Source organism: Myxococcus sp. MxC21-1 (genome assembly GCF_032612255.1).
Classification (GTDB): domain Bacteria; phylum Myxococcota; class Myxococcia; order Myxococcales; family Myxococcaceae; genus Myxococcus; species Myxococcus virescens.
Genome location: NZ_CP123278.1, coordinates 2,988,075 through 3,000,306, shown reverse-complemented (window position 1 = coordinate 3,000,306; position 12,232 = coordinate 2,988,075). Strand labels below are relative to the sequence as shown.

The 12,232-nt window shown below is 67.7% G+C and carries 7 protein-coding genes and 1 pseudogene; 4 read left to right on the top strand and 4 right to left on the bottom strand.

Annotation, left to right across the window (positions count from 1 at the left end; genetic code table 11):
• Positions 1 to 47: 47 nt before the first annotated feature.
• Complete coding sequence (locus QEG98_RS13905) at positions 48 to 293, top strand: hypothetical protein (protein ID WP_090489101.1); 246 nt, start codon at positions 48 to 50, stop codon at positions 291 to 293.
• A gap of 35 nt (positions 294 to 328) precedes the next feature.
• Here the strand turns inward: QEG98_RS13905 and QEG98_RS13900 are convergent, their stop codons facing one another.
• The 3 genes from QEG98_RS13900 to QEG98_RS13890 form a co-directional block, all read right to left on the bottom strand.
• Positions 329 to 1,894: a hypothetical protein gene (locus QEG98_RS13900; RefSeq protein WP_316567046.1), complete on the bottom strand. Its 1,566-nt coding sequence runs from the start codon at positions 1,892 to 1,894 to the stop codon at positions 329 to 331.
• Positions 1,895 to 1,968: 74 nt separating this feature from the next.
• On the bottom strand, positions 1,969 to 3,432 hold the full coding sequence (locus QEG98_RS13895; protein WP_316567045.1) for an MFS transporter: 1,464 nt from the start codon (positions 3,430 to 3,432) through the stop codon (positions 1,969 to 1,971).
• Between the two features lie 79 nt (positions 3,433 to 3,511).
• Complete coding sequence (locus QEG98_RS13890) at positions 3,512 to 4,192, bottom strand: NUDIX hydrolase (RefSeq protein WP_090489107.1); 681 nt, start codon at positions 4,190 to 4,192, stop codon at positions 3,512 to 3,514.
• A 143-nt stretch (positions 4,193 to 4,335) separates the two neighbouring features.
• On the opposite strand from QEG98_RS13890, the gene QEG98_RS13885 reads away from it, so the two are divergent.
• The 3 genes from QEG98_RS13885 to QEG98_RS13875 all read left to right on the top strand — a co-directional run bounded on the left by QEG98_RS13885 (position 4,336) and on the right by QEG98_RS13875 (position 10,304).
• Positions 4,336 to 6,720 carry a bifunctional UDP-sugar hydrolase/5'-nucleotidase gene (locus QEG98_RS13885; protein ID WP_316567044.1) on the top strand — a complete coding sequence of 795 codons (2,385 nt, stop codon included), beginning with the start codon at positions 4,336 to 4,338 and terminating at the stop codon, positions 6,718 to 6,720.
• Positions 6,721 to 8,691, top strand: a complete 1,971-nt coding sequence (locus tag QEG98_RS13880; protein WP_316567043.1) for a hypothetical protein — start codon at positions 6,721 to 6,723, stop codon at positions 8,689 to 8,691. It begins immediately after the preceding gene.
• Positions 8,692 to 8,768: 77 nt separating this feature from the next.
• Positions 8,769 to 10,304, top strand: coding sequence for a hypothetical protein (locus tag QEG98_RS13875; RefSeq protein ID WP_011552729.1), 1,536 nt, complete (start codon positions 8,769 to 8,771; stop codon positions 10,302 to 10,304).
• Between the two features lie 80 nt (positions 10,305 to 10,384).
• On the opposite strand, the pseudogene QEG98_RS13870 reads toward QEG98_RS13875, so the two are convergent.
• Positions 10,385 to 12,229, bottom strand: a pseudogene (locus QEG98_RS13870) (GspE/PulE family protein).
• Between the last annotated feature and the right edge of the window lie 3 nt (positions 12,230 to 12,232).

Sequence of the window (12,232 nt, the reverse complement as noted above, 5' to 3'; positions counted from 1 at the left end):
ATGCGCTACACGGCGCAGGGGAAGGCTCCTTGCTGGAGCGAGCACGGATGTTCACGGATGAGGTTTCCGTCCCCATCAACCACTGGACGCTGGGGCTCAACCTTCCCGCATTCCACGCGTCAATGATCTCGCTATGGCTCATTGAGGACCGGGCGTCACTCGCCGCAGTCTTGGTGCCTCAACTCACGTTTGTGGCGGTGTCGTCGCTCCAGATGGCGCTCATCGCCATGGGCCTCGCCTGGCTCGTGCAGCGCGGACGCTCAGCCCTCCGCCAGCACAGGGCGAACGACTGAGCCGCAGGAGGCTCCCGGCATCAGCGCCGGGAGCCTCAGGCCGCGGACTTCCACCCCGAACGGCTGGGCGGCATTCCGGGGCCGGGGTCCGTGAAGCGCTGCATGCGCTGGATGCCGTTGCGGTCCAGCACCAGCCGCACGAACTGGACGGAGTCCTGGCTGCGGTCCTTCTCTTCCTCCACCACCGTGAAGCGGAACACCATGTCCACCGGGTAGCGCTTGGTGCCGCGGATGTGGCCCACGGACAGGTCCGCCAGGTCCACGTATTCCAACGCCAGCTCCGGCTCGTCCATGTCGCGCAGGAAGCGCTCCACGTTGAGGCGGAGGATGTCCGTCACGCCTGTCAGGCCGCGCTGCGTGCGCGGCAGGTGCCGGGCATCCAGGACAATCTGCTTCTGGTAGCGGATGACCGTCTCCGACAGCTCGCCCTGCGTCGCGGTGAGGAAGTCATCCCGCTGGCGCAGCGCCGCCACCGTGTCCGGAACCTTCAGCGAGGGCCCGTAGTCCACCCGCTCCTCACACGCGCCAATGACACGCCCGGTGACGGGGTCCACCAGGTCCGTGGTCCGGTCCGCCAGGTGCATGGCCGCCACCCGGCTGAGCATCCGGCGCAGGCCCTCCTTGATGCGGTCCTTCACCATGTACCCCACCACGAGGATGAGGAAGAAGTTGAGGCTGGCTTGCGCGTAGCGCTCCTGCGCCCAGAAGGCCACCGCGGTGGCGACCGTCATCGCGATGCCCGCGGCCAGCGCGAAGAGCATCTCCTCCCAGCCCTGCCGCTTCTGCCGCCGCTTCGACGACAGGAACAGCACGTTCATGCAGAACTTCTTCAGGAAGCCCAGCCGAAGAATGTACTCCTCGTTGTCCCCCGTTGGACTGAGCACGCTGCGCAGCCGGTGCTCCTTGCGGTACGCCTCCTCCCGCAGCACCGCCTCCATCAGCCCCTTGCGCAGCCCATGCCACGGCTCGCCGCGAGGCAGCGACTTCATGTCCGCCACCGAGCGCCGGAAGCCGCCTTCCACCAGCAGGCTGACGTATTCGTCCACCAGCCGCAGCGACGCCCGCGAGCGCTCCTGCAGGTGCAACTCCCCCACCGCGCGCAGCCACACGCGGAAGCGCGCCAGCACCTGCGTCACACCCGCCTGCATGGCCAGGATCTCGGACTCCAGCACCGCGCACGCGTCCGTGGTCAGCGCCGCGGGGCCCTCGCACCGCGACTCCACCCCGGTGGCGAAGCGGCGCAGCGCACCGCGCAGCACGCAGGACAGGAGCTTGGCCTGGTACACGACGTCCTTCTCCGACCCCATCCCCGTGCGCAGCCACGCCTCCAGGCGCACCAGCGGCGAGGTGTCCGAGTTCAGCAGCTCGTTCACCGCCATCACCGGCGTCTTGAAGCGCACGTAGTTGTGGATGTTCGCGTAGAAGTCCGCCCGCGGGTACGTCTCCGCGTCGATGTTCAGGCTCCCCGGCAGGAAGAGATACGCCTCGACGAGGTAGCGCGTCTCATCCGCCCCGGAGGGCTGATACTCGAGCTTGATCTCAAACTGCTTCCGGTCGTGGACCTCGAAGCGGCTCTGCAGGGGTGCGGGTGACTGGGACACACCCGGAGTCTACGCTACATCCCTGTCACGCGGGAGTGACCCCAACGTCACACATCGTTGGGGCCACACGGATATTACCCGCCAGTACCGGTCCGATTCGCTGGCGCCGCCGGGGGCACCGGCAGCGTGGCCGGCACGGGCGTGGACTTCGGCTGGGGCCGGGCGTTCCACACCTGAGTGGCCAGCAGCAGCCCGAGGAAGGACAGCGGCAGCATGGCGTAGGGCCAGTTGCCCCAGTTCGCGGCGGTCTTCGCCTCGTCACCCATCGGCAGGATGGACCCCAGCAAGATGGACTGCAGCGCGGTGCCCGCGTACACGGCGCCGTCGATGATGCCAACCGCGAGGCCGGCGTTCTTCTTCCCGCCGAAGTCCATGCTGGCCGTGCCGGACAGCATGCCGTGCACGCCGATGACACACAGGGACATGAAGATGACCGTCCAGCCCAGGGCCACGCTCTCCAGAACGAACACGGAGATGACGGCGCCCACCGACATGCCGGCATAGAGCACGGCGGACACGGGGCCGCGGCGCGAGTCGAAGACGCGGTCGCTGATGACGCCGGCGAACATGCCGCCGGTGATGCCCGCCACGCACAGCAGCATGCCCCAGTTGGCGGCGACGAACGTCTCGCCGATTCCCGTGGCCTTCGCGAACTTGGGGTACCACTGCATGATGGCGTTGCGCATGAAGCCGCTGCAGAACTCGATGCAGAGGATGATGATGATGGCGCGGTTGGTCAGCATGCGCTTCAGCACGCCCGCCACCCCCAACTGCGGCCCCGTCTCGCCGGAGGACGCGTCCGCGGTGTCGAAGTCCGGATGGCCCGCGTGGCTGGGCGTGTCGCGGATGACGAAGTAGTCCACCACCAGGAACACGGCGAGGATGGCCGCGGGCACGAAGAACGCCCAGTACGTGGGCGCCGCCTTCACGATGAGCCGGCTCCAGTCATAGGCGAAGTAGATGCCCAGCGAGATGAGGATGCCGAACACGCCGCCCAGCAGGCCGCGCTCGCGCACGTGGAACCAGGCCGCGTTCACCTTGACGATGGAGACCGCGCCGAAGCTCTGGAAGTACATGTTGACGGCGTAGAGGAACGACAGCGTCGCCACCAGGCCGCCCGGCGGCGCCCAGTTGTGCGTCAGCACCGCGTACACCACGCCGCCCATGGCCACGTTCGCCACCGCCGAACCCGCGGCCGCCATCAGGATGGTCTTCCGGCCACCCAGCCTGTCCGTCAGCGGGCCGTTGAGGAGGAAGGCCACGCCGTAGACGGCGGTGCCCCACGCGAAGATGGTGCCGAAGTCCGCGTTGGAGGTGCGGTCCCCCATGGCACTGGTGGCCACGTTGAGGTTGTAGCGCCCCATGTAGAGGAACGCGTACGTCATGCCCAACGGGAACCAGTTGAAGAACCGGCGGCGCTTGAATGCCTCCGAGTGTCCCAGCTCCACCTTGGGCAGGCGCGCGAGGACGAGGCCGATGGCCCCCAGGAGGATGAGGATGGGCAGGAACTGGGCCAGCCAGGGGGGCAGCGACGACATGCAGCGACCTCTGCGGTGGATTGCGGAACGCCGCGCACCCTACCCCGGCACGCGGCCGTGCGAAAACAATGCACGCCCTTCAGGGCTGCAGGGCGAGCAGCCGCGTCAACGCGACTTCCGTCTTCGCATCCGGGATGTCACCGCGCCGGCACGCGTCCAACACGTCCTGGATGGGACGCCAGTGCAGCTGCGTGCCTTCCTCTAGAGGCGAACCATCCCCTTCAGGCTCCTCGGGTGACAGCTCGGTGACGTCCACCGCGGCGGGAAACACCTTTTCGGACAGGATGCCCGGCGCCAGGAAGAAGGCGCCGCCCAACAGCTGGATGTCCTCCGGCTTCACGTTGAACCCGGCCTCCTCGTGCACCTCTGCCGCGGCGCGGCGACGCAGGCCTTCCTCGCCCTTGTCCTCCGGCTCCAGGAGTCCCGCGACAATTTCTTCCACGCGCAAGTAGCCAGACGCAGGGTCTGGAACGGTCATCGCGTCACGGCTGTCCTTCCGGAAATACGCCGCGGGCCGGAGGTTCATCCGCGTCAGGACCTCCATGCCTGACGCACCGCGGCGATAGACGAGCACCGCCACCGCGTCCAACCGGGGCCGATCCACCACGTCCACGCGGTATACGGGAGAGGAAGAACCGTCCGCGCGCCGGTTGCGGCAGCGCAGCCGCCGAACCCTGAGAAAGCCCTCGTCGCATCTCGCGGTAGACGAGAAATCCTCGATGATCTCGATGTCAGTCACACTGGAATGACGCTGCCGCATGTCCGCCTGCTCTCCTGTGGAGTAGGAACGCCGATGGCAGGAACCTGGCCCACCATGGTGGCGTTGCTTGCCCGACAAAGCTTGATCCCGTACCTTGCGCCCGCTTTACCGCCGTCTCCCTCCCGAAACACGGAATTCTCTTGATGCGTCGCCTCCTGCTCGGCCTCTGCTGCGCCCTGGCATCTGCTTCGTGCATGCCGGTGCTGGAAGGCCAGGACTACAACCTCGAGGGGCAGGAGGTGCGTCTGACGCTCCTTCATACCTCGGACATCCATTCGCGCCTCATCCCCTATGACTTCACGCCGTTGAAGACGGACGTGGACCTGGGGACCATCCCGGAAGCGGGTCCCTTCGGCGGCGCCACGCGCATGGGGGCGTTGCTCAAGCGCGAGCGCTCCCAGGGCGAGCGTGTGCTGCACGTGGACTCGGGCGACTGCTTCCAGGGCGCGCCCATCTTCAACCTCAACACCGGCGAGGTGGAGTTCAAGTTCCTCTCCGAAGCGCGGCTCGACGCGGCCGTCGTGGGCAACCACGAGTTCGACGCGGGCCTCCTCAACTTCACCCAGATGGCGCAGCAGCACGCGACGTTCCCGCTGCTGGCGGCCAACTACTTCTGGGACGACTGGCGGGCGAACGGCAACCACCAGACGGCCCTGGAAGTGGAGCCGTACACCATCCGCAACGTGAAGGGCCTCCGGGTGGCCATCATCGGCATGGCCAACATCTCCTCGCTCAACTCCATCGTCGAAGGTGGCAACAGCCTCCAGGTGACGCCGCTGGAGCAGAACGAGGTGGCGCGCGCCTACGTGGACCTGCTGCGCCCCGTCACCGACCTCATCGTGCTGGTCAGCCACCTGGGCCTCCATGAGGACCAGGACGTCATCCAGGGCTACGAGGCCTATTACGAGTACGCCCGCGCCAAGGCCTACGTGCAGCGTCAGAAGGAGCCCTGGCAGGTGCTGGAGTGGTTCGGCCCCGAAGGGGACGACAAGTCCGTGGTGCGCGTGCGCATCCCCGGCGTGGTGGGCGTGGACGCGGTGATGGGTGGCCACCTGCACGTCGTGCTCAACCCGCCGCAGCTGCTCACCGACCCCGCGGGCCGCAAGGTGGTGCTCGCACACTCTGGCGCGTTCGCCAAGTACGTGGGCCGGCTGGAGCTGGTGGTGAAGATGCCCGAGGTGCTCGGCACCGGTGAGGGCGGCGAAATCATCAGCCAGGACTACCGCGTGTTCCCCATGGACGCCCTGTGGTGCGACGACGCCATGCGCCGCTTCCGCCACGACAGCAGCGTGTTCTGGGAGGAGGGCCAGTTCCTCCGCGACGAGCGCGTCCGTCAGGCCATCCAGGCGTGCAAGAACCAGGAGGACCGGATGACCACGCATCTGCTCCAGCCGTACATCCTGGGCATGGACTTCAACTTCCAGCTGACGTCCATCTTCTCCTACGCGCCGCGCGACGTGCAGCGCCGCAACAACTCCACGGGTGGTGACTCGCCGCTGGGCAACATCGCCGCAGATTCCATGCGCAAGCGCCGCCGCGTCGAGGCGGAGATGGCGCTCACCAACTCGCTGGGCATCCGCGACAACCTCTACGCGGGCGTGGTGAGCCAGGAGTCGATGTTCAACGTGTTCCCGTTCGAGAACACCATCAACATCATGTATCTCTCCGGCAAGGAGATGCAGGAGATGTTCGACTTCGTCACCGAGCGCTCCGCGGAGCGCGGCTGCGTCAGCCAGGCGCAGATCTCCGGCGCCCGCTTCACCATGGACTGCGCCCAGGTGCAGGTGAACGACCTGCAGATCGCCTGCAACCCGGAGCTCAACGGCGCGGACTGCCCCAACCAGGACCGCCAGGGTCACGCGCCGTGGCAGTGCCTGGTGGACCAGAGCAGCGACGCCAGCGTGGGCCGCTGCTACGCGCACCCGGGCACCAACATCCAGATCAACGGCAAGCCGCTGGACGTCACCGGCACGTACAAGATCGCCGTCAACGACTACATCGCCAAGGGTGGCTCGGGCTTCAACGTCCTCAAGCGCAACACCACCCGCATCGAGACGGGCATCTCGCTGCGCGACTCGCTCATTGGCTACATGCAGGGCTTCTGCACCTGCGAGGACATCCTCGCGGGCCGCGAGACGTCCAAGTCGGGCCACTACTGCGGCAACCTCGTCAACGGCCGCTGGACGGTGAACGAGCAGGTGGTGGGCTCCTGCCGCGCCGCCGCCGACTTCAAGGCCGCGCTGGACAAGCAGGTGGGCAGCTGCGCCTGCAAGGATCTGCTGTCGCTCCCCTCGGACGCCGCGGAGCGCTGCGGCGTGCCGGGCCTGACGGCCGAGGACATCCAGAGCCAGTGCAACGTGCCGGAGGGTCCGTACACAGGCCGCTGCAGCTGCCGGGATGTCCTGGCGGGCAACAACCCCATCTGCGGCACGGTGACGAACCAGCTGCGGAATTTCTGTGAGAACCCCACCTCCGTGTCCATCGCGGACGCGGTTGAGGATTCCCGTATCGGCCGGAGGGTGAAGTAAATGAAGCGCCTTCTCTTCCTGTCGGCCCTGGCGGCGGCCGGCTGTTACACCCAGGAAACGTCTCAGCCTGATGGCGTCGCCTCGTTCCGGGTCAACCTCACGGGCATCTACACCGGCGGCACGCGTACCCCGCTGCCGGTGGTGAATGAGTGCGCCACCGCGCACGGCGGCCAGAACCAGGTGCCGCTGGAGGTTCGCGGCACGGAGGACTGCCGACTCGCCCTGCCCCGAACGCCGGTGGACTTCGACGTGGAAATCCTCGCCCTGGACGCGAAGGGCCAGCCCATGGAGTCGTTCAACGGGCCGGTGTCCTTCCGCACGGTGCCGGGCAACCTGATGGGCGAGTACCGCTACCGCTGGACCCAGCTCACCAACGGCCGGGGCACCGGCACGGTGCGCTCCGGCCAGCTCTACGGCGACACCCACGTCTGGGTGCAGGACGAGCCGCCCCAGGTGGATTACGCCGACGGGCAGGTCATCCCCGGAGAGCTGCCCCAGGAGCCGGCGACGCGCACGAACGCCACCGGCCTGTCTCGGCTGATGAAGTTCGAGGAGCCGACGATCGCCACGATCCAGGTTCCGCAAGCAGGCCAGCAACTCACGGCCTACGCGGGAACGTACATGCGCATCGGGCGCAATCCCGAGGCGGGCCCGCCCCTGCTTCAGAGCTGCCCCGAGGGAGACCCGAACGACCAGCAGCCCGTGACACTGGTGGTGACGGGTACGGACCCGGGCGGCTTCTTCGTCACGGACATGACGGCCTGCCGCGTGCGCGAGGACAGCGTCCCGGACGCCAATATTCAGACGCGTGAGCCCGACGGTTACAACCCCGGCCGCTTCAACTCGCTCTACATCTACAACTACTCTTTCCCGGAAGGCCTGGACCCGGGCGACTTGCTGTGGTCGGTGTCTGGCTCGGTCCAGGAGTTCACGGCCACCACCCAGCTAACCTTCCCCGCGTGGACGGTGCGCGAGCGCGTCCGGCTGCTGCCCCAGACGGAATGGGACAAGTACCTGAAGCTGGTGCCTCCCGTGGAAGTGAACGGGCGACTGTGCGGCTACAGCAACTCGCCGTACCCGACGGACCCGCTCTGTGGGTACAACTACAAGAACTTCAAGATGGAGGGCCTGGAGTCGTCGTTGGTGAAGCTCACCAAGGTGAAGTTCCCGCGCGTCTTCCACAACTGCGACGCCAACGGCAACGGCACGGTTCCCTTCTTCTGCCCCGACACTCGCGCGGGCACGTGGGGTAGTTGCGGCACGGACAACCCGAACGACCCAGACATCACCGAGCGACAGTGCAACATCGATTGCACGCTGGGCATCGGCCAGTTCGCCGGCATCCACTGCTCCGAGCGCAACACGTACAACGGCTTCGGCCAGTTCGTGGTGGAGATGAACCCCACCGGCGCCGCGGAGGCGGGCCTGGACGAATCGGTCCCCGGGCGCATCCAGACCTTCACCGCCACCGTCAACGCCGACCCCACCATCGTGACGTGGGCCCAGTCCAACAACTTCGCTCGGGACGTGCGAATCAACGTGTCGTGCGACAAGCCAGCCAACGTACGCTTCAGCGCCAGCGGCACGCCGGTGGCACTGGCGGCCCACACCCCGCTACAGCACGTCATGGCCACGGGCGAGAGCACCGTGTACGCCTCCGTCCAGAATCGCGAGGACGGCACCCTCACCTGCAAGGTGGCACCCGACTCGCGCACGCGCATCAACCTGGTCACCAAGGACGCGGTGCCGGACCTGGTCCCCGACTGCCGCGAGGATGACCCGAACGCCGAGGCGGCCCAGCAGTGCCGCAATCTGCGTGCGGCCACCTTCGACGTCGTGGGCCACCTGCGGCAGGTGAGCGCCGCCCGCCCCCGGTGGAACGTGCTGCCTCGCGACGTGGACGACATCTGCTGCTACCCCGGCCCGGGCATGGAGTGCCCGCGACCGATCCGGCCTTGCGTCAATCCGTAGTCTTCTGATGATTCTCGCGACCCGGTGACGGGAAGCAGGGAGGAGCGGTCCCCTGGGCCGCTCCGTGGAGAGGGACATTGAAAACGCTGCAGAAGCTGGCCCTGACCGGCCTGATTTCCCTGAGTGCGCCCGCGTGGGCCAGTGACTTCGTGGACACCCGTCTGTCGTTCGTCTTCGCGGACGACAACGTGCTCGCGGGCTCTGGTGAGACGACGCCGAACAGCCCCGATGCACGGTTCGGCGCCGGCAACCAGAACACGCAGTTCTACGACAACTTCAACACCCGGTTCTCCGGCTTCGAGTCCCTGTCGAACGTGGTGCTCTACAAGCGGGCACCGGCCTTCTTCGAGGGTTTGACGACCGAAGCGGCGCTGACGCTGCTGGTGCTCGAGCGGCCCTCGGGCGGCGTCGACATCCGCGACAACTCCAGCTACATCCGCCTCAACTACCAGCCGCCGGGCTGGAGCGAGAAGGAAGGCATCTCGCTCGTCGGCTTCCCGGTGTCCGCGGACCGTTTCCGTCTGGGCTATGCGTACCGCATCTCCTGGGGTGGCAGCGGCGTGTTCACCACCCGCGCCGCCACCAACGGCGTGCCCGGTGGCAAGCTGCAGATCACCCGCGACAACTGGTACGCGTACGTCGGCGGCAAGACGGCGCTCATGCAGAACGAGCTCATCCGCGAGGAAGAGACCAAGTACGGCCTCATGGCCGGCGCGGGCTGGGACATCCTGGAGACGCTGCGCGTCGAGGCGGGCGGCGGCTACTTCCAGAAGGGCCTGGTGCCCGGCCTGGCGACGCTCGGCGTGGAAGCGCCGGTGAACGCCGCGGGCGTGTCCGGACAAATCGTCTACCACGTGGGTGTGCCCGTCGGCACCAGCGTGGACTTCCGGCTCTACAAGAACGACCCGGACATCTATCAGCGCTTCTTCGCGCCGGAGCAGTACCCGGGCGGCCTGTCGTACACCGTGTCGCTGGAAGGCAGCTACCTGTCGCAGACGCTGGAGAAGCCCAACGACTTCGGCGCCACCAAGCCGCAGGGCGCCACCGCCGTGGCCCTCCAGGCACGCGCGAAGTACGACCTGCTCCGCGTCAGCCTCCTCGGCCTGTACCGCAGCCTGTCCTTCATCCAGTTCGAGGTGCCGGGCTTCCCGCCGTTCCAGGACTTCCCGGAGGGCACGGAGCTGAAGCCGGAGATGTTCCTCGCGGTGGGCGCGGACTACCACCTGCCGAAGCTGCACTTCACGCCGGGCTTCATCATCGGTGTGCAGCAGCCGGCCTCGTTCCGCAGCCCCACGCCGGTGCTGGGCGGCAACAACCCGCCGGAGAACCTCATCGGCACGCGCACCGTCGTGGTGCGTGACGTGAACCAGCTCAGCATCCTTCCGGAGACGTGCGGCCGCGGCGGCGCGGCGTGCAAGGCGGAGCCCATCTACTCCGCGAAGGCCACGTTCCGCTGGGACCTGTCCGACTCCGTCGCCGCCGTTGGCGAGGTCTACTACACGTACGACACCAACCGGACCACGTTCCGGGACGACGTGACGGGTGTGGCGCAGCCGAGCTTCGAGCGCCCGCACGCGCTGGGCTTCAACACGATGCTCCAGGCGCGCTTCTAGTCCACCGCCCTGCCCCACCGGGGCAGCCGGAAGGGCTCCGCGGCCCGGTCTCTCCTCGTGGGAGGCCGGGCCGTCGTGCGTCAGACGGTCGTCATCCGCACCACCTCGTCGAAGGCGGTGAAGCCCTGGGCCAGCTTGCGCACGGCGGCCTCGCGCAGCGTCCGCATGCCGGAGCGCCGGGCCGCCTCCACCATCTGCGAATAGGGGCCTCGCGGGCGATGAGGTCTCTCAGTTCGCCCGCGCTGGTGACGATTTCAAAGACGCCCGTGCGGCCCACGAAGCCGGTGCCACGGCAACGCACGCACCCAGCCCCTTGAGCAGGCGCACGCCACCAGGCAGCAGCGGCAGGGGCGCCTGGAGCGCGAGCAGCTCGTCCGGCGTCAGCGTCGTCTCCTGCGCGCAATGGCTGCACACCCGGCGCAGCAGCCGCTGCGCCATGACGCCTAGGAGGCTCTGCGCCAGGAGGAAGGACGGCACGCCCAAGTCCCGCATGCGCGCCACCGCGCCCAGCGCGTCGTTGGTGTGCAGCGTGGACAGCACCAGGTGGCCAGTGAGCGCGGATTGAATCGCGTTCTCCGCCGTCTCCGGGTCGCGAATCTCGCCTACCATGATGACGTCCGGGTCCTGGCGGAGGATGTGGCGCAGCGCTCCGGCGAAGTCGAGCCCCACCTTGGGCTGCACCTGCACCTGGTTGAAGGCATCCCACACCATTTCGATGGGGTCTTCGATGGTGGTGACGTTGACGTCCGGGCCCGCCAACGCCTTGAGCGCGGAGTAGAGCGTCGTCGTCTTCCCGCTGCCCGTGGGGCCCGTGACGAGGATGAGCCCATGTGGCTGGTCAATCCAGGACTCGAAGGCGCTCTTCTCGTCGGGCTCGAAGCCGAGCTGAGCGATGTCCTGCACCAGCGTCTCCGGGTCGAAGATGCGGATGACCACCTTCTCGCCGAACGCGGTGGGCAGCGTGGACACGCGGAGTTCGACCTCGCGGCCGTCGCGCTCCGTCTTGATGCGGCCATCCTGCGGCTTGCGGCGCTCGGAGATGTCGATGCGCGCCAGCATCTTCACGCGCGAGACGATGGGCGGATGCACCGGCGCCGGCAGCGTGTGCACCGGGTGCAGCACGCCGTCGATGCGCAGACGCACCACGCTGGTGGTGCGCTTGGGTTCGATGTGAATGTCCGAGGCGCGGTTGTCGAACGCGTAGCGCAGCAGGTAGTCCACGGCCTGCACCACGGGCCGGTCCGACGCCTCCAACTCCTGGGTGCCACTGAGTGAGACGAGCTGCTCGAAGTTGGCGACCTGGGCTCCGGCGGCGGCGCTGAAGTCGTCGGCGGCGCGCGCCAGCGTCTTCTTGAAGCCGTAGATGTCGCTGATGGACTTGAGGATGTCCGCCTTCGCGCTGAGGACAGGCTCCACCGGCAGCCCCGTCAGGCGGTGGAAGCTCTCGAAGAGCTCCCGGTCGAAAGGGTTGGCCACCGCCACCAGCAGCCGGCCCTGCGGGGTGCGCTCCAGGGGAAGCAGCACGTGCTTCTGCGCATAGGGCCTGGACACGGTGCGCGTGGCCAGCGCCATGTCGAGCTTGAGCGGGTCAATCTTCCGGTAGGTCATGCCGGCGGCGCGCGCGGCAGCCTCCGTGACGCGGTCCTCGTCCAGCACGCCTCGGCCGTTGGACAGCGGCACCTGGAACGCCGCCACGATTTCCACCGGAGAGACGTCGTACCGCGCGGCCTCCTTGCTGCCACCCGAGCCCCCTGGTGGGCCTTGAGCACCCGGGCGCGCGCGGCGCCCTCGCGGGCCAGCACCTCCTGGGCCTGCTGGGGTTGCAGCAGCCCCTGGGCGACGAGCGCCTCCAGCACGAACAGCGTGGTGAAGTCATCCCGGCTCTTCGGAGCAGTGCCACCCACGCCGCTCACTGGCTGTACCAAGCG

Excerpts from the sequence above, each read along its gene's own strand:
- QEG98_RS13905 (WP_090489101.1), top strand. The coding sequence starts at position 48 with ATGTTCACGGATGAGGTTTCCGTCCCCATCAACCACTGGACGCTGGGG.
- QEG98_RS13895 (WP_316567045.1), bottom strand. The coding sequence starts at position 3,432 with ATGTCGTCGCTGCCCCCCTGGCTGGCCCAGTTCCTGCCCATCCTCATC.
- QEG98_RS13890 (WP_090489107.1), bottom strand. The coding sequence starts at position 4,192 with ATGCGGCAGCGTCATTCCAGTGTGACTGACATCGAGATCATCGAGGAT.
- QEG98_RS13885 (WP_316567044.1), top strand. The coding sequence starts at position 4,336 with ATGCGTCGCCTCCTGCTCGGCCTCTGCTGCGCCCTGGCATCTGCTTCG.
- QEG98_RS13880 (WP_316567043.1), top strand. The coding sequence starts at position 6,721 with ATGAAGCGCCTTCTCTTCCTGTCGGCCCTGGCGGCGGCCGGCTGTTAC.